The organism is Dermacoccus sp. MPR-E5, from assembly GCF_058809565.1.
On record NZ_JBXASS010000001.1, the window covers coordinates 75,961 to 100,840 of the forward strand.

Genomic DNA, 24,880 nt, shown 5'->3' on the forward strand with positions numbered 1-24,880 from the left:
CAACGCCCCCGCCATCTGTGAAAGGCTTCACCCATGCGACCTGATGCTTCCACCAAGCTGCAATCCGTGGCGCCCAAGCAGGGCCCCAGCAAGGGCTTGATCGCCGCGATCGTCGGCCTCGTGGCCGTCCTCGCGATCGCGGCCGTCGCCTTCCTCTCGCTCAACAAGAGCGATGACACCGACACCCCTGTCGCTGCCGGTGACACCCCGACGGGTGCACTCGCCAACGGCCAGGGCATGCCGGTGTTCGCCGACAAGGCCAAGGCCGACGCGAAGAAGGTCGACGTCTACTTCGACTACCAGTGCCCGTACTGCAAGCAGTTCGAGCAGGCCCAGGGAGCCAAGCTCCTGGACATGGCGAAGGCCGGTGACGTCAAGCTGACGTACCACGTCAAGACCTTCCTCGATGAGAACCTGCCCGGCGACAGCTCTGCCCGAGCCGCGAACGCCGCGTTCTGCACCGCCACCGCCGGAAAGTTCTCCGACTTCACGACGAAGGTGTTCGAGAACCAGCCCAAGGAGGGCGTCGGCTACACGAACGAGACGCTCATCAAGCTCGCGAAGGAGGTGGGCGTCAAGGGCTCGTCCTATGAGAAGTGCGTCAACGACAACCGGTACTCGGCGTACGTCAAGAAGACCGAGTCCGAGACCAACAAGGCCGGGGTCAACTCCACGCCGGTCGTCAAGATCAACGGCAAGGACGTCGACAACGCCGACATGGCCGGCATGATGAACATCGAGAACTCGACGCCCACCACGATCGACAAGGTGCTGGCCAAGTTCTGATGCTGACGGAGATTCCTTCACCGACCGAAGGGGTGCTGTGGCTGGGCCCGGTGCCCCTTCGGGCGTATGCGATCTGCATCCTGGCGGGCGTCGTCATCGCGACGATGATCACCGGGCGGCGCCTCGAAGGGCGCGGCTACTCGCGTGACGCGGCCGTCGACGTCGCCCTGTGGATCGTGCCGTTCGGCATCGTCGGGGGGCGGCTGTACCACGTCATCACGACGCCGCAACCGTACTTCGGCGAGGGCGGGCACCCGCTCGACGCGTTCAAGGTGTGGGAGGGCGGCCTCGGCATCTGGGGCGCCGTCGTCCTGGGCGCCGTCGGCGCCTGGTTGGGCGCGCGCAAGGCGGGCGTCCCGTTCCCGGTGCTCGCCGACTGCGTCGCCCCCGCGCTGCCGCTCGCGCAGGCGATCGGCCGGTTCGGCAACTATTTCAACAACGAGTTGTACGGTCGCGCGACGAACGTGCCGTGGGCCCTCGAGATCCACCAGTGGGACATGAACAAGGGGCGTTCGGTCGTCGACTCGACCGGTGCCCCCGTCGTCCTCAGCACGTTCCACCCGACGTTCCTCTACGAGGCGATCTGGTGCATGCTCATCGCCCTCGTCATCTGGCGCCTGTCGGATTCGGGGCGGCTGCGCCAGGGGCAGGCGTTCGCGCTGTACGTCATGCTGTACCCGCCAGGCCGCATCGTCGTCGAGTTGATGCGCAGCGACTTCGCGAACCGCATCCTCGGTGTGCGCGTCAACGTGTGGGTGTGCGGCATCGTCTTCCTGCTCGGCCTCGCGATCTTCATCGCGCGCCGGCGTGCGTCCGCCGACCCACGGGCGGCGCACCAGCTCGAGCCGGATGCCCACGGTGCACACGATGCGGACACCACGGCCGACGAGGCCTCCTGAGCTGTATCGTCAGCTGAGACGCGCTCGTCCACGTGGTGAGCGCGCATGAACATTCGATAGAATGCATAAAACCCGCAGGCCAATGCCGTCCCGCGGTGGTTTCGACCCGACCCGATGCCTCGTGCGCCCTGCGCTCGGGCGTCCCGACGACGAACAGGACGGTGAGTCATGTCTGCTCATGCTTTCTCCGCCCAGCCCGCTGCCCAGGGGTTGTACGACCCCACGTTCGAGCATGACGCCTGTGGTGTCGCGCTCGTCGCGACGATGCGGGGCCACGCCGGCCACGACATCGTCGACGCGGCGCTGCTGGCCCTGACCAACCTCGACCACCGCGGTGCCACGGGCGCCGACCCGCTCGTCGGCGACGGCGCCGGCATCCTCACGCAGATCCCCGACGCGTTCCTGCGCGAGGTCGTCGACTTCGAGCTGCCCGCGAAGGGCTCCTACGCCGTCGGCATCGCGTTCCTGCCGCAGGACGCCGACGGCCAGTGGCACGTCGGCGAGGGCTTCGACCGCATCGCCGACGAGGAAGGCCTCGTCGTCCTCGGCTGGCGTGACGTCCCCGTCAACCCCGACGTCGTCGGTGAGTCGGCGCGCGGCACGATGCCGGTCTTCCGCGAGGTGTTCGTCGCGGCGAAGGACGGCGACGCCTCGGGCCTCGAACTCGACCGTCTCGCGTTCTGTGCGCGCAAGCGCGCCGAGAACGAGCTCGACGTCTACTTCGCGTCGCTGTCGGCGCGCACCATGGTCCACAAGGGCATGCTGACGACGGCGCAGCTCGAGCAGTTCTACCCCGACCTGTCGGACGAGCGGTTCGAGACGGCGCTGGCCCTCGTGCACAGCCGGTTCTCGACGAACACGTTCCCGAGCTGGCCGCTCGCGCACCCGTTCCGCTTCATCGCGCACAACGGTGAGATCAACACGGTGCGCGGCAACCGCAACTGGATGAGCGCACGCGAGTCGCAGTTGCGCAGCGACATCATCCCCGGCGACCTGTCTCGCCTGCTGCCGATCTGCACCCCGAACGCGTCCGACTCGGCGACGTTCGACGAGGCCCTCGAACTGCTGCACCTGTCGGGTCGCAGCCTGCCGCACTCGGTGCTCATGATGATCCCCGAGGCGTGGGAGAACCACGCGACGATGGACCCGGCGCGTCGCGCGTTCTACGAGTACCACGCCGCGTTCATGGAGCCGTGGGACGGCCCCGCGTGCGTGACGTTCACCGACGGTTCGCTCATCGGCGCCGTCCTCGACCGCAACGGCCTGCGTCCCGGGCGTTACTCGGTGACGAAGGACGGCCTCGTCGTCCTCGCCTCCGAGGCGGGTGTGCTCGGCCTCGCGCCGGAGGACGTCGTCGAGCGTGGGCGCCTGCAGCCGGGCAAGATGTTCCTCATCGACACCGAGGCCGGGCGCATCATCCCGGACGAGGAGATCAAGGGCGAACTCGCCACGGCGAAGCCGTATCAGGAGTGGCTCGACTCGGGCATCGTCAAGGTCGGCGACCTGCCGGATCGTGAGCACATCACCCACTCGCTCAGCTCGGTCACGCGCCGTCAGCAGACGTTCGGCTACACGAACGAGGAGCTGAAGATCCTGCTGACGCCGATGGCGTCGACGGGCGCCGAGGCGCTCGGTTCGATGGGCACCGACACGCCCGTCGCCGTCCTCAGCTCGCGTCCGCGCCTGCTGTTCGACTACTTCACGCAGCTGTTCGCGCAGGTGACGAACCCGCCGCTCGACGCGATCCGCGAGGAGCTCGTCACGAGCCTCGGCACGACGATGGGTCCGGAGGGCAACCTGCTCACCGACGGCCCCGAGCACGTCAAGCAGGTCGAGTTCGGCTTCCCCGTCATCGACAACGACGAGCTCGCGAAGATCGTCCACATCAACGCCGACGGCGACCGCGCCGGCTTCGCGGCGTACGTCATCCGCGGCACGTACCGCGTCGACGGTGGTGCGAGCGCGCTCAAGGCGCGCCTGCAGGGCATCTTCGCCGAGGTCGACCAGGCGATCGCCGACGGTCACCGCTTCGTCGTCCTGTCCGATCGTGACTCGAACGCCGAGTTCGCGCCGATCCCGTCGCTGCTGCTGACGGCGGCGGTGCACCACCACCTCATCCGTCAGAAGACGCGTCTGCAGGTCGGGCTCGTCGTCGAGGCCGGCGATGTGCGCGAGGTCCACCACGTCGCGCTGCTCGTCGGCTACGGCGCGGCGCTCGTCAACCCGTACCTCGCGATGGAGTCCGTCGAGCAGCTCGCCCATGAGGGTGCGCTCGGTGACACGACGCCCGAGCAGGCCGTCAAGAACCTCATCAAGGCGCTCGGCAAGGGCCTGCTCAAGGTCATGTCGAAGATGGGCATCTCGACCGTCGCCTCCTACCGCGGCGCGCAGGTGTTCGAGGCGCTCGGCCTCAGCCAGGAGGTCGTCGACGAGTACTTCACCGCGACGACGTCGCGTCTCGGCGGCATCGGTCTCGACGTCATCGCGGCCGAGGTCGCGGCGCGTCACGCGAAGGCCTACCCGAGCGACGGCCAGGGCCCCGCGCATCGCGAGCTCGAGGTCGGTGGCGAGTACAAGTGGCGCCGCGAGGGTGCACCGCACCTGTTCAACCCGACGACGGTGTTCCGCCTCCAGCACTCGACGCGCGCGCGTCGTTACGACATCTTCAAGCAGTACACGCAGGCCGTCGACGACCAGTCGGCAGAGCTCATGACGCTGCGCGGGCTCTTCAAGTTCGCCTCCGACCGTCCGTCGATCTCGATCGACGAAGTGGAGCCGGCGAGCGCCATCGTCAAGCGCTTCTCGACGGGCGCGATGTCGTACGGCTCGATCTCGAAGGAGGCACACGAGACGCTCGCGATCGCGATGAACCGCCTGGGCGCGAAGTCGAACACCGGAGAGGGCGGCGAGGACGTCGATCGCCTGCTCGACCCGAAGCGTCGTTCGGCGATCAAGCAGGTCGCCTCGGGTCGCTTCGGCGTGACGTCGCTGTACCTGACGGAGGCCGACGACATCCAGATCAAGATGGCGCAGGGCGCGAAGCCCGGCGAGGGCGGTCAGCTGCCCGGGCCGAAGGTGTACCCGTGGGTGGCGCGCACGCGTCACGCGACGCCCGGCGTGGGTCTCATCTCGCCGCCGCCGCACCACGACATCTACTCGATCGAGGATCTCGCGCAGCTCATCCACGACCTGAAGAACGCGAACCCGAGCGCGCGCATCCACGTCAAGCTCGTCTCCGAGGTCGGCGTCGGCACCGTCGCCGCGGGTGTCTCGAAGGCCCACGCGGACGTCGTGCTCATCTCCGGCCACGACGGCGGCACGGGAGCCTCACCGCTGACCTCGCTCAAGCACGCCGGTGGGCCGTGGGAGCTCGGCCTCGCCGAAGCGCAGCAGACGCTGTTGCTCAACGGCCTGCGCGACCGCATCGTCGTGCAGACCGACGGCCAGCTCAAGACGGGCCGTGACGTCGTCATCGCCGCGCTGCTCGGCGCGGAGGAGTTCGGTTTCGCAACCGCGCCCCTCGTCGTCAGCGGCTGCATCATGATGCGCGTGTGTCACCTCGACACCTGCCCGGTCGGCATCGCGACGCAGAACCCGGAGCTGCGCGAGCGTTTCAGCGGCAAGCCGGAGTTCGTCGAGACGTTCTTCGAGTACATCGCCGAGGAGGTGCGCGAGATCCTCGCCGAGCTCGGTTTCCGTTCGATCGAGGAGGCCGTCGGGCACGTCGAGGCGCTCGACACAGACGAGGCCGTCGAGCACTGGAAGGCCAGTGGTCTCGACCTCGCGCCGATCTTCGCGAAAGCGGAGATGCCGTTCGGCGGTGAGCTGTTCAACACGCAGGGTCAGGATCACCACCTCGACGCTGCGCTCGACAACGAACTCATCGCGAAGGCGAAGGACGCCATCGAGCACAAGACGCCGGTCGCGTTCGAGACGAAGGTGTCGAACGTCAACCGCACCGTCGGCACGATGCTCGGCCACGAGTTGACCAAGCGCTACCTCGATGAATTGCTCCACGACGACTTCGTCGACATCACGCTGCGCGGTGCGGGCGGGCAGAGCTTCGGCGCCTTCATCCCGAAGGGCCTGACGCTGCGGCTCGTCGGCGAGGGCAACGACTACGTCGGCAAGGGCCTGTCGGGTGGGCGCATCATCATCCGTCCCGACACCGAGACGGCCCTCGTCGCCGAGGAGAACGCCATCGCGGGCAACGTCATCGGTTATGGCGCGACCAGCGGTGAGATCTTCCTGCGCGGCAAGGTCGGCGAACGCTTCTGCGTCCGCAACTCGGGAGCGACGGCCGTCGTCGAGGGCGTGGGCGATCACGGCTGCGAGTACATGACCGGTGGTCGCGTGCTCATCCTCGGCGCGACCGGACGCAACTTCGCGGCCGGCATGTCGGGCGGTGAGGCGTACGTCCTCGATCTCGACGCCGACCTCGTCAACCGCGAGCTCGTCGAGGTCACCGGTCTGCGCGCCGAGGACGAGGACGTCGTCAAGGAGCTGCTGACGAAGCACGCCGCCGAGACGGGTTCATCCGTCGCCGAGTCGTTGCTGAACGACTGGCCTGCGAGCCTCGTCCGTTTCTCGCTCGTCACGCCGCGTGAGTACCAGCGCGTGCTGAGCATCCGCAAGGACGCCGAAGGCATGGGCGTCGACCCCGACAGCGCCCAGGTGTGGGACAAGATCATGGAGGTGAGTTGACGTGGCTGACCCCCGCGGATTCCTCAAGACCCGGGAGCGCGAGCTGCCCGAACGTCGCCCCGTTCCCGTTCGCATCCGCGACTGGAAGGAGGTGTACGAGGAGCAGCAGCTCGGCACCCTGCAGCGTCAGGCCGGCCGATGCATGGACTGCGGCATCCCGTTCTGTCACTCGGGCTGCCCCCTCGGCAACCTCATCCCCGAGTGGAACGACCTGTCGTGGAAGGGTGAGTGGGAGGAGGCCATCGAGCGCCTCCACGCCACGAACAACTTCCCCGAGTTCACCGGACGCCTGTGCCCCGCGCCCTGCGAGACGGCGTGCGTGCTCGGCATCAGCCAGCCCGCCGTCACGATCAAGCAGGTCGAGAAGACGGTCGTCGAGGAGGGCTTCGAGCGTGGTTACGTCACGCCGCAGGTGCCGACGCGCCTGACGGGCAAGACGGTCGCCGTCGTCGGTTCGGGGCCCGCGGGCCTCGCCGCCGCGCAGCAGCTGACGCGCGCCGGGCACACCGTCGCCGTGTTCGAGCGCGACGACGCCCCCGGTGGCCTGATGCGCTACGGCATCCCCGAGTTCAAGATGGAGAAGGGCATCCTCGATCGTCGCATCGAGCAGATGAAGGCCGAGGGCACCCGTTTCCGCTGCAACACCGAGATCGGCGTGACGCTGACGGCGGAGCAGCTGCGCTCGCGCTACGACGCCGTCGTCCTCGCGATGGGCGCGACGGTGCGTCGCGACCTGCCGGTGCCGGGGCGCGAGCACACGGGCACGTACCAGGCGATGGAGTACCTGCCCCAGGCCAACCGCGTCGCGCTCGGCGGCGAGGTCGAGGGTCAGATCCTCGCGACCGGCAAGGACGTCGTCGTCATCGGTGGTGGCGACACCGGAGCCGACTGCATCGGTACGGCGCTGCGTCAGGGCGCGAAGTCGGTGACGAGCCTCGAGATCATGCCGCAGCCCGGCGAGGAGCGTCCGGCCAACCAGCCGTGGCCGACGTACCCGATGATCTTCCGCGTCGCCTCGGCGCACGAGGAGGGTGGCGAGCGCGTCTACTCCGCCTCGACGAAGGAGATCCTCGCGGACGACGACGGCAACGTCAGCGGTCTGAAGATCGTCGAGGTGAAGTTCGTCGACGGCAAGTTCGAGGAGGTCGAAGGCTCGGAGCGAGTCATCCCGGCGCAGCTCGTGCTGCTCGCGATGGGCTTCCTCGGCCCGCAGGGCGAGGGTCTGCTCGAGCAGCTCGGCGTCGACACCGACGAGCGCAGCAACGTGCAGCGCGACGCGAACTACATGTCGAGCGTGCCCGGCGTGTTCGTCGCCGGTGACTGTGGGCGCGGCCAGTCGCTCATCGTGTGGGCGATCGCCGAGGGCCGCAGCGCGGCGCGCGGCGTCGACATGTGGCTCATGGGTGACTCGACGTTGCCCGCGCCGATCAAGCCGACGGATCGTCCGCTGACGGTGTGATCGTCCGCATGTGTTGACGCCTGATCGCGCGTCGTGGAAGCCCCTGCCGCCCTCGTGGCGGCGGGGGTTTCCGCGTCGTCGCGGGCCTACCCGCGAGTACGGTGACGGGGGTCTCACCGGGCGAGATGGTCGACTGAGGGAACGCTCGCGCGGGCGATAGGGTTGGCAGCATGCGTCGCGCGAAAATTGTTGCCACCCTTGGCCCTGCTACCGACTCTGCCGAACGGACGCGTGAGCTCGTCGAGGCCGGCCTCGACGTCGCCCGCTTCAACCTCTCCCACGGTTCGTACGAGGAGCACCAGACCCGGTACGACCACGTCCGCGCCGCCGCTGCGGCGACGGGTCGCGCCGTCGGCGTCCTCGCCGACCTGCAGGGCCCGAAGATCCGCACCGCTCGTTTTTCCGCGGGCCCGGTCGACCTCGCGAAGGGCGACCGCTTCACCATCACGACCGAGGACGTCGACGGTGACTCCGAGCGCGTCGGCACGACGTACAAGGGCCTGCCGGGCGACGTCAACGTCGGCGACATGCTGCTCGTCGACGACGGCAAGGTCGCGCTGCGCGCGGTCGAGGTGACGGCCACGGACGTCGTGACCGAGGTGGTCGTGCCGGGCCGCGTCTCGAACAACAAGGGCATCAACCTGCCCGGTGTCGCGGTGAGCGTGCCCGCGCTCAGCGAGAAGGACGAGGCTGACCTGCGCTGGGCGTTGAAGGCCGGCGCCGACCTCATCGCGCTGTCGTTCGTGCGCGACGCCGCCGACATCACGCGCTGCCACGAGATCATGGACGAGGTGGGCATCCGTCGCCCCGTCATCGCGAAGATCGAGAAGCCGCAGGCGGTCGAGAACCTCATCGAGATCATCGAGGCGTTCGACGGCATCATGGTCGCGCGCGGTGACCTCGGCGTGGAACTGCCGCTCGAGGACGTGCCGATCGTGCAGAAGCGTGCCATCGAGCTCGCGCGCCGCGCGGCGAAGCCCGTCATCGTCGCGACGCAGGTGCTCGAGTCGATGATCGAGAATCCGCGCCCGACGCGCGCCGAGGCCTCCGACTGCGCCAACGCGGTGCTCGACGGCGCGGACGCCGTCATGCTGTCGGGGGAGACGTCGGTCGGTGCGTGGCCGATCGAGACGGTCAAGACGATGGCGCGCATCATCTCCTCGACGGAGGAGCACGGCCTCGAGCGCGTGCCCGACCTCGGCATCCAGCCGCACACGAAGGGCGGCGTCGTGACGAAGGCCGCCGTCGAGGTGGGGGAGACGCTCAGGTGCACGCATCTGGTCAACTTCACGACGACGGGCGACTCGGCGCAGCGCATGTCGCGTCTGCGTCCGCGCCTGCCGATCGTCGCGTTCACGCCGTCGGAGACGGTGCGTTCGCAGCTCGCGCTCGTGTGGGGCGTGCAGACGGAGTGCAGCCCGAAGGTCAAGCACACGGACGAGATGTCGATGCAGGTCGACGAGATCTTCCTCGGCGACGGTCGCTGCATCGAGGGTGACCTCGTCGTCATCGCCGCCGGTTCGCCTCCCGGCATCCCCGGTTCGACGAACGCGCTGCGCGTGCACAAGATCGGCGACGCGAAGAACCGCGTCGCGCCGGCCTACGAGGACCACGAGAAGGCCCGTAGCGCCGCCGCGCAGAACTGATACTGCCTCAGTCCTTGATCGGCGCTGCTGCCCCCGCGCCCGGTGCGCGGGGGCAGCGCGCGTTCGGGTAAGGTGAGCGGGCACCAGCCGACGTGGTGGAATGGCAGACACGGAGCACTCAAAATGCTTTGCCGCAAGGCGTGGGGGTTCGAATCCCCCCGTCGGCACGCGCACAGGGCTCGACCGTCGAGGTCGAGCCCTTCGTCGTTCCGCGGCGGCGGCGCTAGGCTGGCGCGCATGCTCTCCAAGGACACGCAGCTGTGCATCTCGATGTCGGGGCGCCCGAGCAACATCGGCACGCGCTTCCACAACCGGCTCTATGACGAGCTGGGGCTCGACTTCGTCTACAAGGCGTTCTCGCCGGTTGATCTCGCGCAGGCCGTCGCCGGCATCAGGGGGCTGCCGATCCGGGGCGCGGCAGTGAGCATGCCGTTCAAGGAGCAGGTCATCCCGATGCTCGACGCGCTCGACGAATCGTCGAAGGCCATCGACTCCGTCAACACGATCGTCAACGACGACGGCGTCCTCACCGGCTACAACACCGATTACGTCGCCGTCGCGTCGCTGCTGCAGACCCACGGCGTGCCGACCGACCTGCGCATCGCCGTGCGCGGCTCGGGCGGCATGGGCAAGGCGGTCGTCGCCGCGTGCCGCGACACCGGCTTCACGCGCGGAACGATCGTCGCGCGCAACGTCGAGGCGGGGGAGAAGCTCGCCGCGCAATACGGCTGGGAGCACTCGCGCGATGTGCCGGAAGGCACCGACGTCCTTGTCAACGTCACGCCCCTCGGCATGGCCGGTGGTGAGGGCGTGGGGCGGTTGAGCTTCACCACCGACGAGATCGACGCCGCGACGTGGATCTTCGACGTCGTCGCGAGCCCGAGCGACACGCCGCTCGTCGTCGCCGCGCGGGAGCGGGGCAAGAACGTCATCACCGGCGCCGAGGTCATCGCGCTGCAGGCCGCCGAGCAGTTCGTCCTCTACACCGGCGTACGCCCCAGCGACGAGCAGATCCGTACCGCGTCCGAGTTCTCGCGCCAGGACGCGTAGGATTTTCGCCGTGAGTGAGACGAGCGACCAAGACCAGCGCCTGCGCGTCGTCGTGGCGGAGGACGAATCTCTCATCCGCCTCGACCTCGTCGAGATGCTCGATGCGGGCGGCTACGACGTCGTCGCCGCCGTCAGCGACGGGGAAGCGGCCGTGGCTGCGATCGCCGAGCACCGACCCGACCTCGCGCTGCTCGACGTCAAGATGCCCCGCAAGGATGGCATCAGCGCCGCCGAGGAGATCGGCGCCGACGGCCTCACCCCCGTCGTCCTCCTGACGGCGTTCAGCGACCGCCACCTCGTCGAACGCGCGAGCGACGCGGGCGTCATGGCCTACGTCGTCAAACCGTTCACCTGGAACGACCTCGGCCCGGCGCTCACCGTCGCGACCCGCCGATGGCGCGAGATGCGCGCCCTGCGCGACGAACTCGCGGCGATCAACGCCAAGCTCGAGACGCGCAAACAACTCGACCGGGCGAAGGGCATCCTCACCACCAAGCTCGGCCTCGACGAACCCGCGGCGTTCCGCTGGATCCAGAAGACCGCGATGGATCGTCGCCTGTCGATGCAGAAGGTCTGCGACGGCGTGATCGCCGAGTTCGGCGACGCCTGACGCGAGAAGGGTTGCGGAGGTTCGCGCGATGGGTATCGCGAGCCTCCACAACCCTTCGTCGCCAGAGGAGGCGTCTCAGCCCTTCGGCAGATCCCGCAGCATGCACGTGATGCGGGCGGTGCAGGTGCGGTTGCCCTCATCGTCGGTGATGACGACGTCGTACGCCGCGAGGGTGCGCCCGATCGACAGCGCCGTCGCGGTCGCCGTCACGATGCCGCTCCTCGCGGAACGGTGATGCGTCGCGTTGATGTCGAGCCCGACAGCGAATCGTCCCGGCCCGGCGGCCATGTTCGCCCCGATGGAGCCGACGCTCTCGGCGATGACGACGTTCGCGCCGCCGTGCAGCAACCCGAACGGCTGCGTGTTGCCCTCGACGGGCATCGTCGCGACGACACGCTCGGGGGAGGCCTCGAGCACGCGGATGCCCATGCGCTCGTCGAGCGTGCCGCGGCTCATCTGCGCGAGTTCGTCGAGCATCTGCTCCTGCGTCATCTCGGGCGCGTGGGTTGCGTTCTCGGGCGTGGGGGAGCTCGTCATGGTCTCGCCTTTCGGGTTGTCGGTGCTGGGACATAGGCTGCCACGTGTGAAGCGCTTGTTGTTGTTGGACGGACATTCCCTCGCCTACCGGGCCTTCTTCGCGCTGCCCGCGGAGAATTTCTCGACCTCGACGGGGCAGCACACGAACGCCGTGTACGGCTTCACGTCGATGCTCATCAACCTGCTGCGCGACGAGGAACCGACGCACCTCGCCGTCGCGTTCGACGTGTCGCGTCAGACGTTCCGCAGCGAGGAGTACGCCGAGTACAAGGCGGGCCGCGCGACGACGCCGAGCGAGTTCAAGGGGCAGGTGAGCCTCGTCAAGGAGGTGCTCGACGCGATGGGCGTCACGCACCTCGAGCTCGACGGGTACGAGGCCGACGACATCCTCGCGACACTCACCACCCAGGCGACGCAGGCCGGTTTCGACGAGGTGCTCCTGTGCTCCGGCGACCGCGATGCGCTGCAGCTCGTGCGCGACAACGTCACCGTGCTGTACCCCGTCAAGGGCGTCTCGGAGCTGACGCGCATGACGCCCGCCGCCGTCGAGGAGAAGTACAGCGTGCCGCCCGAGCGCTACAGCGACCTCGCCGCGCTCGTCGGCGAGAAGAGCGACAACCTGCCCGGCGTGCCCGGTGTCGGCCCCAAGACGGCCGCGAAGTGGATCGGGCAGTACGGCGACCTCGAGGGCCTCGTCGCCAACGTCGACCAGATCAAGGGCAAGGCCGGCGAGAACGTGCGCGCCCACCTCGATGGCGTGCTGCGCAACCGACGCCTCAACCAGCTGCTCGTCGACGTGCCGCTGCCCGTGACGCCGGACGACCTCGCGCGCCACGACTGGAACCGTGACGAGGTGCACCGCGTCTTCGACGGTCTCGAGTTCAAGGTGCTGCGCGACCGCCTGTTCGCGACGCTCGGCACGGCGCAGCCCGAGGCGGAGGGCGACGTCAGCGTCGACGGCGTCGTGCTCGGCGACGGCGAGGTCGAGACGTGGCTCGCCGGTATCACCGGGCGCGCCGGGCTGTTCGTCGACGGCACGTGGGCGAAGGGCGCGGGTGACGCGAGCGGCCTGGCGATCGCCGACGAGAGCGGCCGCGCCGCGTACGTCGACCTGACGACCCTCGCACCCGAGGACGAGCAGGCGCTTGCCGAGTGGCTCGCCGACGTGACGAAGGCGAAGGCCCTGCATGACGCGAAGGGCCCGATGCACGCCCTCGCCGCGCGCGGTCTCACCCTCGCCGGGCTGACGAACGACACCGCCATCGCGGCCTACCTCGTGCGACCCGACCAGCGCTCGTACGGGTTCGAGGATCTGCTGCTGCGCTACTGTCACATCGAACTGCCCGAGACCAGCAAGCAGGCAGCCGGTCAGGGGATGCTCGACCTCGGTGACGTCGGCGCCACGCAGGGCGACGACGCCATGGCGCGCGCCGCGGCCGTCGCGACCCTGGCCGACGCGCTCGACGAGGCGGTCGCCGACGTCGGTGGCATCGAGCTCATGGCCGAGCTCGAGCTGCCGATCGTCGAGGTGCTCGCGACGATGGAGCAGGCAGGCATCGCCGTCGACCTCGACGCGCTGCACGAACTCGAAGCCGACTACGACGCGCAGGTCGTCGCCGCACAGCAGGACGCGTGGGACGCGATCGGTGGTGAGCAGGTCAACCTCGGCTCGCCGAAGCAGTTGCAGGTCGTGCTGTTCGAGACCCTGGGCCTGCCGAAGACCAAGAAGACGAAGACGGGGTACACGACGGACGCCGAGGCGATCGCCGACCTGTCGGAGAAGGCGCCGCACCCGTTCCTCGACGCTCTGCTTCGTCACCGTGACGCCTCGAAGCTGCGCTCGACGGTGCAGGGCCTCATCAAGTCGATCGGTGACGACGGCCGCATCCACACCACCTACCAGCAGACGATCGCGGCGACCGGGCGCCTCAGCTCGACCGACCCGAACCTGCAGAACATCCCGATCCGCACCGAATCGGGTCGACGCATCCGTCGCGTCTTCGTGGTCGGCGAGGGCTACGACTGCCTCATGTCCGCCGACTACAGCCAGATCGAGATGCGAGTCATGGCGCACCTGTCCGGCGACGAGGGCCTCATCCAGGCCTTCAACGACGGCGAGGACCTGCACCGGTTCGTCGGCTCACGCGTGTTCGGCGTCGAGCCGAGCGAGGTGACCTCCGAGATGCGCGCGAAGGTCAAGGCGATGTCGTACGGCCTCGCGTACGGGCTGTCGGCGTTCGGCCTGAGCAAGCAGCTGCGCATCTCCACGGCCGAGGCGCAGCGCCTCATGGACGGCTACTTCGAACGCTTCGGTGGGGTGCGCGACTACCTGCGTCAGATCGTCGACGACGCGCGCGCGACCGGCTACACCGAGACGATGATGGGTCGGCGCCGCTACCTGCCCGACCTGACGAGCGACAACCGTCAGCGCCGCGACATGGCCGAGCGGATGGCGCTCAACGCGCCGATCCAGGGCTCGGCGGCCGACATCATGAAGAAGGCCATGCTCGGCGTCGACGAGGCGTTGCGCGCGGCGAACCTGCGCTCGCGGGTGCTCCTGCAGGTGCACGACGAACTCATCGTCGAGGTCGGCGCGGGCGAACGCGACGAAGTCGAACGCATCGTGCGCGAGCAGATGGGTGCGGCCGCCGACCTCGCGGTGCCGCTCGACGTCAACGTCGGCACCGGACGCAGCTGGCAGGACGCCGAGCACTGACGGCCGCCGCCCGTGAGGGTCGACAGCCGGCACGTCGGGTCGGCCGGTGAGAAGAAAACGTTCGCAGCTGCCTCTCGGCCGAGCAGCCGACCTAGAGTGGAAGATTCCGGTTGGGGATCTTTTTCACTCATCTCGGAGGTGCTCATCACCGCTTCGGGCCCGGGGGCCCACGGTTTCGGCCGGGGACCCTTCGAGCCGTTGATGGGGCTCTTGGCCCAGTCGCTCACCGACGTCGAGTGTCACACGGCGGGCGCGCACACCCGGTGTGACGACGGCGTCGTCCCCGATGACGCAGTCGTCCAGCACGGCGCCCGCCCCCACGACCGCGCCGGGCCCGATGATGCAGCCGTTCACGATGGCGTCGGCGGCGACGCGTGATCCGCCCAGCAGCAGGCTGCCGCGGATAGCACCCGCGTCAGGGGTGCCAGCAACCGCCCCCGCTCGCAGGTCGACGGCGTCGAGGTCACGCTCACGCGCCCAGGCGAGGTTCGCCGCCAGCAGGGCGGCGGGCGTGCCGATGTCGTGGAACGGTGCGTCGTCGCGGTGGACGAACACCCCGCCTCGCTCGCTCGCCTCAGGAAACACCTCGCGTTCGAGGGAGACGACCGCGTCGACGGGCACGAGATCGACCAGGGCGGGGGAGACGACGTACGTGCCCGCGTTGACGACGCCCGCAGGCGCGCCTGGCGGCTTCTCCTCGAACGCCGTGACGCGCCCGGCCTCGTCGAGGTGTAGCAACCCGTACGCCGACGCGTGGGGCACGGCGCGTCCGTGGATCGTGGCGAGCACCGGGGGTGCGTCGCCGGCGCGAACGGCACACTCCCGGTGCGCCCGGTGCGCGGCGACCTGCGCGCCGAGGTCATGCTCGGTGATGAGGTCGCCGTTGAGGACGAGCACGTCGTCGTCGGACGCGAGATCGAGCAACCCGCACGCGTGACGCAGCGCGCCACCGGTGCCGAGCGGATGCTCCTCACGGCTGTAGCGCAACCGGACGCCGTACGCGTCGCCGTCACCCAGCGCCGGACGAAAGGCGTCCGCGTGGTACGAGGTCGCGAGCACGACGGATTCGACGCCCGCCGCCGCGAGACGATGAAGTTGGTGCGCGATGACGGGTTCGTCACCGATCGGCAACAGGTGCTTCGGCGTGCGGCGCGTGAACGGCAGCAGCCGGGTGCCGTACCCACCGGCCAGGACGACGGCGTGCAGGCTCATCGGCCGCTGGTGCTCGACGCACTCGACGAGCTGGTGCTGGACGCGCCCGACCCGTCACCGTGCTGCTGGATCTGCGGGGCGAGCCAGTTCCAGAAGATCGGGCCGGACTCGCTGGTGAAGTGCAGCCCATCGGCGTAGAGGTTCACGCCGTTGATGCGGCCGTGATACTGCCCGCCGGGGCAGAGGAAGCCGAACTGGTCGATGAGGGTGACTCCGTTGGAACTCGCCCAGCCCTTCGCCACGTCGTTGAGATGCTCGACCTTCGCGGTGTCGTTGGTCGCGACGACCGTCGGGTCGGTTCCTATCGTCGGCACGCGGTGGCACGACAGGTCGACGAGGTAGGGGTGGGTGATGTTCTGCTGCTTCGCCTTCTGCGCGACGCCGTCGAGGCTGGAGCGCACGAACGCGTCATGCTCGGCGCTGCCGGCGCGAAGCATCCGTCCGTCGACCGCGTAGTCGTTGAGCAGGTTCTGCGGCAGGAAATACAGCATCGTGTCGCGCCCGGCGAGGCCGTAGTACCAGTCGTCATGGAACTGGTCGCACTTCGACAGCGACGGCACCGGCTGGCCGCCACTGCTCTCCTGCCCGGCGAACGTCGTGCATCCAAAGCTCGCTGATTCCGTCAGCTGCAGGTCGGGAAAGCGTGTCTGCGGGAAGTTGGCGAACAGGCTGTGCGGGATCGAGTTGCCGACGAGGATCGCCTTGACGTCCTCACCGGGCGTGTATGTCTTCATCGCGTACGTCAGTTCGCCGCCACCCGAACCGGCTTCCAGATCGGAACCGCCACCCGAGACGTGCGGTAGCGCCAACGCCCCACCGGCGACGACGAGTGCCGCCGCGGCGGCCGCGATCGGGGCGAGCCGACGAGGTGCAGGCGAGCGCGGCCACAGGGCGCGCACCCCGCCACGGCGCACGGGCTGCTCCACGAAGCGGTAGGTCGCCGTCGCGAGCACGAGGGCGGCGACGGCCTGGACGACGCCCGCCCACGCCGCGTCGAGGCCGAGACGCTCGGGCGCAAGGTAGACGTGCAGCGGCCAGTGCCACAGGTACAGCGCGTAGCTGATGAGCCCGAGCCGGCGCAGCCACTCGAACGACAGCACGTGCTGGAAGCTGTTCGGGTGCGGCGAGGCTGCCGCGAGGATCGGCACGAGCGCGACGACGCAGAACGCGACGAGCCCGCCACGGAACAGCCCGGACGACGACTCGTCGAACGTCAGCATCGCGATGACCAGCGCGAAGAGCGCCGGCCACGCGAGACGTTCGAGCCACAGCAGCCACGGCGCGGGGCGCGCATGACCCCACTGCGACGGCCCGATCCAGGCACCCGCGGCGGCGCCGATGAGCAGTTCGAACGCGCGGGTGTCGGTGCCGTAGTAGACGCGCGTCGGGTCGACGCCGGGCACGTACAGGTGCGCCATCCACAGCGCCGACGCAGCAGCGAGCGCGAGCAACCAGAACGCGAGGTGGCGGCGGCGCGTGAGGAACCGCGTGAGCGCGAGCAGCAGGAGCGGGAACAGCAGGTAGTACTGCTCCTCGATGGCGAGCGACCATGCGTGACGCAGGGGAGAGGGCGTGCCGTTCGAGGCGAAGTAGGCCTCGTCACCGGAGATGAAGTGCCAGTTCGCGACGTACGCGAGGGTCGAGAGCACGTCGAGCGAGACGGCGTAACGACGCGACGGCAACGTCCAGAACGTCGCCATGACAAGCACCGCGAGAAGGACGACGACGAGCGTCGGCATGAGCCGTCGGGCGCGTGCCAGCCAGAACCCGCGCAGGTCGATGCCGCCGCGTTGGACGTACTCGCGCACGAGCAGCGTCGTGATGAGGTAGCCGGACAGGACGAAGAACAGGTCGACGCCGAGCCACCCGCCGCGCGCCGCGTTCGGCCACAGGTGGAACACGAGGACACCGAGCACCGCGAGCGCCCGCAGGCCGTCGAGGGCCGGGCGGTATGTCAGGGGGGTGTGGGGGCGGCGAGCCACGGTCGATCCTCTTCCACGAGTCATTCGTTCGAAGCCCTGAGTGTATTTGTGACATACACCTCATTGCAGGTGAATCCACCGCTAGCATGCGGTCATGCTGAACACGAACGATGAGGCGGGCCCCACGGGTCTCGCGACCGGCACGAAGATCGCTGCCATCATCTCCGCGCTGCTCCTGGCCGTCGCGGTCTACTTCTTCGTCTCCCCGACGAACTTCCGGGGCAAGGACGGCAGCCTGTTCGGCTGCGGTTCGCCGATGTCCCCCAACACCTCCGGCCTCGCGAAGGGGCAGTGCAACATCATCGAGGGGCAATCGCTGCACCGCGCGCTGCTGTTCCTCGCGCTCGCGCTCACCACCGCCGCGCTCGGCTACCTCCTGTTCGGCACGCACGGCTCCGGGCGCGCCGCACGCGGACGCGAGCGCTACGACCGTTATGACGAGCACGACGACGATGACGACGAGCGTCCGGTGCGTCCCGCGCGGCGCGAGCGTCGTGACGCCGAGGAGCGTCCCGCACGTCGTGCACGCCTCGGTGACGAGGACCGCGACGCAGAGCGCCACGAGCGCGGCGTGCGCATCGGGAAGGTCGAGCGGGCCGCAGGCGACGACGGCGAGGACGACGACGTGCACGAGCGCCGCACCGCGCGCGGGCGCAAGCGCCTGTCGGACCAAGAGCGCGACTGACGCTGCCCGTACCGGCCCCGCGAAACGAGGCCAGGAGAAACGACGATGGCCTCAAAACTGTTCGCCTACCGCCCCGGGCTCGACGGCATCCGCGGCTACGGCATGGTCGTGTTCATGCTGTGGCACGTCGGTGTACTGACGTTCCTGCCCGGCGCGTGGATCCTCATGAACGTCTTCTTCATCCTCTCGGCGTTCCTCATCACGCGCCTGCTGCTCGCCGAGCAGCGTGAGTTCGGGTGGATCAGCGTGCGTGAGTTCTACCGACGGCGCGTGCGTCGCCTCGCGCCGGCGCTGCTGGTCATGGTCGGCGCCGTCACCCTCGACGGGTGGGCGTTCGCGCCAGCCGCGGAGCGCACGTACCTGCGCGGCGACATCCTCGCGACCCTGACGTACGTCATGAACTGGCGCCTCGTGCTGCGCGACGATCAGTACTTCGAGGAGTTCACCCACCCGAGCATCACGCGCCATGCGTGGAGCCTGTCGGTGGAGGAGCAGTTCTACCTCGTCGTGCCGCTGCTCATCATCGCGGCGCTGACGTACGCGCACCGCCGCAGCGCGCGCACCGCGGGGTTCGTCGTCCTCGCGCTCGCGTCGGCGGCGTGGGCGTCGACGATCGATCTCGACTCACCGGGCGGGCAGGCACACGCCTATTACGGCACCGACGTGCGCATGCAGGCCCTCGCCCTCGGTGTCGCGGCGGGCGTGTGGACGGGGCATCGTGGACGTGGTGGTGGGCTGCTGCGGGCACGGGATCGTCGCGATCTGCTCGATGCGGGAGACCGCCGGCTCGAGATCCTCGGCTGGGTCGGCCTCGTCGCGACGCTCGCAGGCATCGCGCTCATCGAGCCGCTGAGTGACTGGATGTTCACCCGCGGCGGGATGCTCCTCACGAGCCTCGCCGGCCTCGCGTGGATCATCGGGTGCGCCCAACGCGTGCCCACGCCCCTCGTGCGGCTGCACGCCAACCGTCTCGCGGTGCACACCGGCAAGATCTCCTACGGGCTGTACCTCTACCACTGGCCCATCTACCTGTGGCTCGTGCGCGCCTTCGGTCACGGGCACGTCATCCCGCTCGCGGTGGCGACGCTCGTGCTCTCGTACGCCGCCGCCGACGCGAGCTACCGCTGGCTCAGGAAGCCCGTCATCAAGCGCGGGGTGCGGGCCTTCGGTGGGCGGCGCGCGGGCGGCGCGGGCGCCGTCGGTCTCGTCGGGGTCCTCGTCGCGGCGCTGGCCATCCCCGCCGGGGCGAGCACGGCGGCCCACGAGGTGTCTGCGCCGCAGTACCCGCAGTACGTCGCGCACATCCCGACGCTCGTCGAGGGCCAGGCGACGTACACGCCGCCCGCCCGACCACTCGCCGTCACGCTGTACGGCGACTCGGTGCCGTACTTCCTCGCCCAGCGCATGCCGAAGGACAACTTCTCGAACCTCGTCGTGACGAACGCCGGCGCCCCCGGCTGCGACCTGCTCGACGCGCCCGTGCAGTGGACGGCGACGCGTCAGCAACCCAACGACACGCCGTGTCGCGAAGCGAAGGCGGAGTTCGGGCCCACGGTGCGTTCTTCCGACTCCCGGCTGGCCGTGCTCATGCCGACGCTCTACCTCGCACTGCGACACGACGTCGACGGCAAGGTGCTGTGGCTCGACGACGAGGCCTACCGCGACCTCATCACCCGCACGCTGACGAAGACCCTCACCACCGCGCGCACCTCGGGCGCGGCGAAGTTCGCCGTCACGACCGTGCCGTGCCGCACCATCGACGAACTGCAGGTGCCGCCCGAGTACCGCGGCGACTTCGACAAGTTCCCCCAACTCGTCGCCGAGGCTGGGCACCCGAAACGGGTCAACGCGATCATCACGGCGTGGGCGAAGGAACACCACGTGCCCGTCCTCGACCTCGCGGGCGCGGTGTGCGGTTCGTCGTACCAGCCAACTCGCCACGGCATCACGCTCTACGACGACGGCATCCACTTCTCGCCCGAGGCGACCCCGATGATCTGGGGTTGGCTCGCGCCGCAGATCGTGGCGGCCGCCCGATGAACGAGGCAGCCCGATGAACATGGTGGCCAGACGATGAGCACATCCGCACGCTCGCGCGGGAGCCGTGTCGAGCGTCCCCGCACCGATCGTTACGCGGCCATGGACGGCTACCGCGGCCTGTTCGTCCTGCTCGTCATCGCGTATCACTTCGGCGCGACGGGCCTCGTCGGCGGCTGGGTGGGCATCAACCACTTCTTCGTGTTCTCCGGCTTCCTCATCGCGCGCATCCTCATCAAGGAACGTCAGCGCACCGGTCGCATCGACGTGCGCCGCTTCTACCTGCGTCGCGCGCGGCGCGTGCTGCCGGCGATGTTCGTCCTCGTCGCCGCAGTGCTGACGCACACCGCCTTCTTCGAGCAACCCGCCCAGCAGAAGCAGTTCGGCGGCGACGCACTCGCCACCCTGGGCTTCTACCTCAACTGGAGGTTGATAGGCCGGAGCGACAGCTACTTCGACCAGATCGGCAACCCGTCGCCGCTGCGTCACGCCTGGACGCTGTCCGTCGAGGAGCAGTTCTACGTCGTCATCCCGTTCCTCATCCTCGCGATCTGCGCACTCACGCGCTCGCGCCGCCTGCGCTTCACCCTCGTCATGGCGCTCGCCTGCCTCAGTGCGTGGTGGACGGCGCACCTCGGGCTCGCCTCGTTCGAGGATCAGGCGCGCCTGTACTACGGCACCGACACCCGCGTGCAGGCGTTGCTCGTCGGTGTCGCGTTCGGGTTCGCCTTCGGCGTCGGCGCCGACGGACGGGGGCCGCGCCTGCCGTCGCGCGAGGTGACACAGACCCTCGGCGTCCTCGGCACGATCGTGTCGATCAGCGCAGTATTCCTGCTCGACGCGCAGACCGAGTGGGTCTACGCGAAGGGCGGCGTGCTGCTGTTCGCGCTTGGCGCCTCGCTCATGGGCTGGTCGAGCATCGACCCGCGCGGCCTCGCCATCAACCGCGTCTTCGGCTGGCGGCCGCTGGCCTTCGTCGGACAGATCTCCTACGGCCTCTACCTCTACCACTGGCCGGTGCACCTGTGGCTGCGCCCCGACGTGCCGCAGCCCGCGCTCGGGTTCCTCCAGTTCGTCGTGACGTTCGCGCTCGCCGTCGTGAGCTTCCGCTACCTCGAGGCGCCGATCCTGCAGGACGGGTTGCGTGGCATGTGGCCGCACCTGCGACGCAGCCGTCGCCGGGCCCTCGCCATCGGCGCGTCGGGGGTGCTCGCGGTGGCGAGCGCCGCCCAGGCCCGCACGAGCGCACCCGGCGTGCCGACGGACGTGCCGCCGCTCGTCGCGGGGACGCCCGCGTACCGCACGGGCGCGCACCAGGACGCCGGCATCGTGGGCGACAGCGTGGGTTCCTCACTCGCGCAGGGTTTTTCGCCGTCGGTCTACACCGACCTGTCGATGAGCGACGCGACGATGATCGGCTGCGACCTCGTGCCCGCGCCGATCAGCCACGACGGCCAGGACGTCGCCGAGTCCACGCGCTGCGCGAGCTGGCGCGCGGGCGTCGAGAAGCAGTTGCGCGACGCGCACGCGCGCACCCTCGTCATCGTCGGTGACGCCCACTTCCTCACGACGCACCGCCTTGACGGCGTGCTCGCCGCGCCGCAGACGCCGCAGGGCGCGAAGTCGATCGAGCTGGCCCTCGACTCGTGGGCGCAGCGAGCCCGCGCCGCAGGCGTCGAGCGCACGGTCGTCGTCAATCTCCCGTGCCGACGCATCGACCCGGTGCGACTCGATCCGTCGTTGCGCTTCTTCGCCGAGCAGGGCTCGAACGACGCCGCCGTCGACTGGGCGAACGGCGTCATCGCGGCGTGGGTGAAGCATCACCCCGATGCGGCGCTCGCCGACCTGCACGCCCAGACGTGCAGCGCCGGGTACCGCTCCGTCATCAACGGGGTGAGCCTCTACGAGGACACGCTGCACTTCACCCCGCGCGGCGCCGCGATGATCTGGACGTGGCTCGCGCCGCAGGTGCAACGCGCGGGCGCCGCACGGTGAGGTTCGCCTCGGGCGGGGCGGCGCGGGAGTTGGCGAACACCGCATGCGAAAGTGCGCCCGACGTGTGACCATGGTCACCAGTTACCGCGCGGTACGCGCGCACACCTCTCGACCCTCACGACGGACGGAACGCCATGGACACCTCGACCTTCTTCCGCGACCTGCCGGCCCTGTTCGCCGGTGAGCCCGCGACGTCGGACCCGATCGACCCGCGTTGGTCGGCCCTGTGCGACGAGGTCGCGGGGTACACCGCGCCCAACGAGCTCGCCGTCCTCAACCATGCCGCCGCGACGATGCCCGCCGACGAGGCCTACCTCGAGGTCGGCACGTTCAAGGGCCGCTCGATCTGCGCCGCCGTGCAGGGCAACGGGGACAAGACGTTCGTCGCGATGGAGAACTTCATGGAGTTCGGCATGGCGGGCGAACTCGCGCGACGCGAACTCATGACGAACCTCGAGACCCACGCCGGGGACGCCGACGTCACGCTGCTCGAAGGTGACTGCTTCAAGCTCATGGTGCGCCCCGACGCGCTCGATCGCCCCGTCGGGGTCTACTTCTACGACGGTGAGCACACGCTGCTGTCGCACTACCTCGCGCTCGCCGCCGTCGAGCCGCTGCTCGCCGACGAGGCGCTCGTCCTCATCGACGACGCGTCGTGGCCGGTCGTGCAGAAGGCGCACAGGCTGTTCCTCAAGCAGCACCCGGGCTGGGAGATCGTCGAGCAGTGGGACGCCGCGCACGCCGACGACCCACGCTGGGCGAACGGCCTGCACGCGCTGACCTTCCGTCGCCGCCCCGGCACCGCGAAGCGCCTCAGCCGTCAGGACGAGATGCTGCGCCGCTACCAGACGACGGTGCAGGACCGCCTCAACGCGGCGATGTGGAAGGCCGTCGGCGTCGTGCCCGGGCCGATCACCGCCGTCGCGAAGGTGCTGCTCGGCCGCTCGCGTCAGATCGGTGACGACGGTGTGAAGAGCGACGGCCAGAAGAGCACTGACCAGCACTGAGCCCTGTTGGGCCGCGCCGAGCGAAACCGGCCCCCCGATGGGGGCGGTAGGACTAGGCCGACCAGCCTGAGCGGATGGGTCCGGTTCGAGCGGTGCGAGCCGACCTTGAGGTCGAAGGACGTCGGGGGTCAGCTCGTGTGATCGAGCACGAGCAGGTCCTCGGCGTCCTCGACGTGGGTGACGCGCGTGCTGCGCGAGCGCCACGCGCCGGCCACGACGACGACGCCCGCGCAGGCCGCGGCGAGCGTCACGATCTGCCAGACGCTGTCGTGCCACCAGAGCCACCCGGCGACGAGTTCCACGGCGACCATGACCCACGTCAGCATGCCGAGGCGCGTGTCGTCGCCCGCCATCTGCGAGAACAGCCACAACTGCGCGAGCGCCCAGACGGTGCCGAGTGCGAGGCACGCGATGACGAGGGAGCCGTTGCCGTCGAACGCGTGGCCACCGACGGAGGCGACCACGGCGTCAGCGTCGAGCAGCGACCCGACGACGCAGCCGACCACGCCGAGCGCGAGGACGAAACCGGCGGCCCGCCACAACGCGCGGGCGCCGTTCGCCGCGCCTGCAGTGTCACCGGACGCGACGCCACCCGAATCAGCGCCACCCGAATCGGCGGGAGATGCGGAGGCGCTCGAGGCGGCGAGGCGCGGCACGATGAGCAGCGCGAGGAACTGCGTGCCCCAGCACATGGCGCGCGCGAACGTCGAGGCGAGGCCGTAGGCGCCGGACGTCTCGGGGGCGAGGAAGTGACGCACGAGGACGACGTCGACGTTCGTCAGCGCCGTGAACGCGGCGAGCGTCGAGTTGGAGCGCCACATCTCGCGCGCCAACCCGTCGCTGCCCGCGCCGACGCCGACGAGCGCATCACGGCTCGCCCACCAACCGAACGCGGCGGCGCACCACGCGGCGAGCGCCATGACGACGAAGACCTCCGTGACGTTCGCGCCCGCCGCCGCGCACCCGAGCGCGCCGGCGACGCGGGTCGCCGCCGTCACGACGTAGAGCGCGGCGAGGCGGGCGATGGCGCCGCTGCCGAGCAGGACGCCCTGGTAGGCGCCCGTCAGCGTCATCGGCAGGAGCATGAACGCCATCGCGATCGTCGGCGCGAGGCCGCCGAGGTGGAACAGCGCGTCGACGCCGGGGGAGGCGAGCATCGTGACGACGCTCAGCGCGACGCCGACCCGCGCGGCGAGCCCCAGCCCGCTCGAGCGCAGCGACGGGTGCGCCCAACGTCGCGCGATGACGACCTGCAGCGCGCCTGCGGGGATGACGAGGACGATGCCGAGGGTGATGAGCGCCGAGTACGCGCCGAATCCGGCCGGCCCGAGCGCGCGCGTGAGGATGAGGACGAAGACGTAGCTGAGCAGGTTGCCGAGACCCATCGCGACGGCCAGCACGACGCCGCCGCGCCCTGACGGTGCCTCCGACGTGGCCTGCGTCGAGTCGGGAGCCGGAGCCGGGCGCGCGTCGGCGGATGTGGCGTTCACCTGCACGACCCTTCTTCCGAACGCCCGTGTGACGTGGGCTACCTGCTGGTTATATTAGGTGCTTC

Annotated in this window: 16 protein-coding genes and 1 tRNA gene; 13 read left to right on the top strand and 4 right to left on the bottom strand. The window is 69.5% G+C overall.

Annotated features, from left to right (window positions below):
* The first annotated feature begins 33 nt into the window (after positions 1-33).
* The 8 genes from AC1RS9_RS00345 (at position 34) to AC1RS9_RS00380 (ending at position 11,154) form a co-directional block, all read left to right on the top strand.
* A complete protein-coding gene (locus AC1RS9_RS00345) occupies positions 34-786 on the top strand; it encodes a DsbA family protein (RefSeq protein WP_006943804.1) in 753 nt (250 codons plus the stop codon).
* The gene (gene lgt, locus AC1RS9_RS00350; RefSeq protein ID WP_492920128.1) at positions 786-1,685 is read left to right on the top strand and encodes a prolipoprotein diacylglyceryl transferase; all 900 of its coding nucleotides are present in this window, start codon (positions 786-788) and stop codon (positions 1,683-1,685) included. The genes AC1RS9_RS00345 and lgt overlap by 1 nt, the downstream gene beginning before the upstream one ends.
* Before the next feature lie 168 nt (positions 1,686-1,853).
* Positions 1,854-6,389, top strand: coding sequence for a glutamate synthase large subunit (gltB, locus tag AC1RS9_RS00355; RefSeq protein WP_136788422.1), 4,536 nt, complete (start codon positions 1,854-1,856; stop codon positions 6,387-6,389).
* A gap of 1 nt (position 6,390) precedes the next feature.
* Positions 6,391-7,848 (top strand): glutamate synthase subunit beta, encoded by a 1,458-nt coding sequence (locus tag AC1RS9_RS00360; RefSeq protein ID WP_062258180.1) that lies wholly within the window; start codon positions 6,391-6,393, stop codon positions 7,846-7,848.
* Between the two features lie 170 nt (positions 7,849-8,018).
* Positions 8,019-9,494: a pyruvate kinase gene (gene pyk / locus AC1RS9_RS00365; protein WP_062258185.1), complete on the top strand. Its 1,476-nt coding sequence runs from the start codon at positions 8,019-8,021 to the stop codon at positions 9,492-9,494.
* Positions 9,495-9,580: 86 nt separating this feature from the next.
* A tRNA-Leu gene (locus AC1RS9_RS00370) sits at positions 9,581-9,661 on the top strand.
* A 70-nt stretch (positions 9,662-9,731) separates the two neighbouring features.
* Positions 9,732-10,544, top strand: a complete 813-nt coding sequence (locus AC1RS9_RS00375; protein WP_259877956.1) for a shikimate 5-dehydrogenase — start codon at positions 9,732-9,734, stop codon at positions 10,542-10,544.
* Positions 10,545-10,554: 10 nt separating this feature from the next.
* A complete protein-coding gene (locus tag AC1RS9_RS00380; RefSeq protein WP_259877955.1) occupies positions 10,555-11,154 on the top strand; it encodes an ANTAR domain-containing response regulator in 600 nt (199 codons plus the stop codon).
* Between the two features lie 75 nt (positions 11,155-11,229).
* Here AC1RS9_RS00380 and AC1RS9_RS00385 read toward each other — a convergent pair whose 3' ends face one another.
* The gene (locus AC1RS9_RS00385; protein WP_369815081.1) at positions 11,230-11,691 is read right to left on the bottom strand and encodes a PaaI family thioesterase; all 462 of its coding nucleotides are present in this window, start codon (positions 11,689-11,691) and stop codon (positions 11,230-11,232) included.
* 46 nt (positions 11,692-11,737) lie between these two features.
* Between AC1RS9_RS00385 and polA the strand changes: the two genes are divergently transcribed.
* Positions 11,738-14,407 carry a DNA polymerase I gene (gene polA / locus AC1RS9_RS00390; protein ID WP_492920132.1) on the top strand — a complete coding sequence of 890 codons (2,670 nt, stop codon included), beginning with the start codon at positions 11,738-11,740 and terminating at the stop codon, positions 14,405-14,407.
* 123 nt (positions 14,408-14,530) lie between these two features.
* Here polA and AC1RS9_RS00395 read toward each other — a convergent pair whose 3' ends face one another.
* Positions 14,531-15,619, bottom strand: a complete 1,089-nt coding sequence (locus tag AC1RS9_RS00395) for a nucleotidyltransferase family protein (protein WP_062258188.1) — start codon at positions 15,617-15,619, stop codon at positions 14,531-14,533.
* The gene (locus AC1RS9_RS00400) at positions 15,616-17,601 is read right to left on the bottom strand and encodes an acyltransferase family protein (protein WP_172462926.1); all 1,986 of its coding nucleotides are present in this window, start codon (positions 17,599-17,601) and stop codon (positions 15,616-15,618) included. Before AC1RS9_RS00400 ends, AC1RS9_RS00395 begins: the two co-directional genes overlap by 4 nt.
* 94 nt (positions 17,602-17,695) lie before the next feature.
* Between AC1RS9_RS00400 and AC1RS9_RS00405 the strand changes: the two genes are divergently transcribed.
* The 4 genes from AC1RS9_RS00405 to AC1RS9_RS00420 all read left to right on the top strand — a co-directional run bounded on the left by AC1RS9_RS00405 (position 17,696) and on the right by AC1RS9_RS00420 (position 23,325).
* Complete coding sequence (locus AC1RS9_RS00405; RefSeq protein ID WP_006943805.1) at positions 17,696-18,286, top strand: hypothetical protein; 591 nt, start codon at positions 17,696-17,698, stop codon at positions 18,284-18,286.
* Positions 18,287-18,331: 45 nt separating this feature from the next.
* Positions 18,332-20,326, top strand: a complete 1,995-nt coding sequence (locus AC1RS9_RS00410) for an acyltransferase family protein (RefSeq protein WP_492920135.1) — start codon at positions 18,332-18,334, stop codon at positions 20,324-20,326.
* 33 nt (positions 20,327-20,359) lie between these two features.
* Positions 20,360-22,318, top strand: coding sequence for an acyltransferase family protein (locus AC1RS9_RS00415; protein ID WP_313490063.1), 1,959 nt, complete (start codon positions 20,360-20,362; stop codon positions 22,316-22,318).
* A 134-nt stretch (positions 22,319-22,452) separates the two neighbouring features.
* Entirely contained in the window at positions 22,453-23,325 is an 873-nt protein-coding gene (locus AC1RS9_RS00420) for a class I SAM-dependent methyltransferase (protein ID WP_115296171.1), read from the top strand.
* Between the two features lie 128 nt (positions 23,326-23,453).
* Here the strand turns inward: AC1RS9_RS00420 and AC1RS9_RS00425 are convergent, their stop codons facing one another.
* On the bottom strand, positions 23,454-24,815 hold the full coding sequence (locus AC1RS9_RS00425; RefSeq protein WP_115296172.1) for a lipopolysaccharide biosynthesis protein: 1,362 nt from the start codon (positions 24,813-24,815) through the stop codon (positions 23,454-23,456).
* Positions 24,816-24,880: the final 65 nt, after the last annotated feature.

Bases quoted from the DNA above. Each gene is read 5' to 3' on its own strand.
- AC1RS9_RS00385 (WP_369815081.1), bottom strand. From the start codon at position 11,691: ATGACGAGCTCCCCCACGCCCGAGAACGCAACCCACGCGCCCGAGATG.
- lgt (WP_492920128.1), top strand. From the start codon at position 786: ATGCTGACGGAGATTCCTTCACCGACCGAAGGGGTGCTGTGGCTGGGC.
- AC1RS9_RS00410 (WP_492920135.1), top strand. From the start codon at position 18,332: ATGGCCTCAAAACTGTTCGCCTACCGCCCCGGGCTCGACGGCATCCGC.
- AC1RS9_RS00420 (WP_115296171.1), top strand. From the start codon at position 22,453: ATGGACACCTCGACCTTCTTCCGCGACCTGCCGGCCCTGTTCGCCGGT.
- gltB (WP_136788422.1), top strand. From the start codon at position 1,854: ATGTCTGCTCATGCTTTCTCCGCCCAGCCCGCTGCCCAGGGGTTGTAC.
- AC1RS9_RS00345 (WP_006943804.1), top strand. From the start codon at position 34: ATGCGACCTGATGCTTCCACCAAGCTGCAATCCGTGGCGCCCAAGCAG.
- AC1RS9_RS00415 (WP_313490063.1), top strand. From the start codon at position 20,360: ATGAGCACATCCGCACGCTCGCGCGGGAGCCGTGTCGAGCGTCCCCGC.
- pyk (WP_062258185.1), top strand. From the start codon at position 8,019: ATGCGTCGCGCGAAAATTGTTGCCACCCTTGGCCCTGCTACCGACTCT.
- AC1RS9_RS00375 (WP_259877956.1), top strand. From the start codon at position 9,732: ATGCTCTCCAAGGACACGCAGCTGTGCATCTCGATGTCGGGGCGCCCG.
- AC1RS9_RS00405 (WP_006943805.1), top strand. From the start codon at position 17,696: ATGCTGAACACGAACGATGAGGCGGGCCCCACGGGTCTCGCGACCGGC.
- AC1RS9_RS00395 (WP_062258188.1), bottom strand. From the start codon at position 15,619: ATGAGCCTGCACGCCGTCGTCCTGGCCGGTGGGTACGGCACCCGGCTG.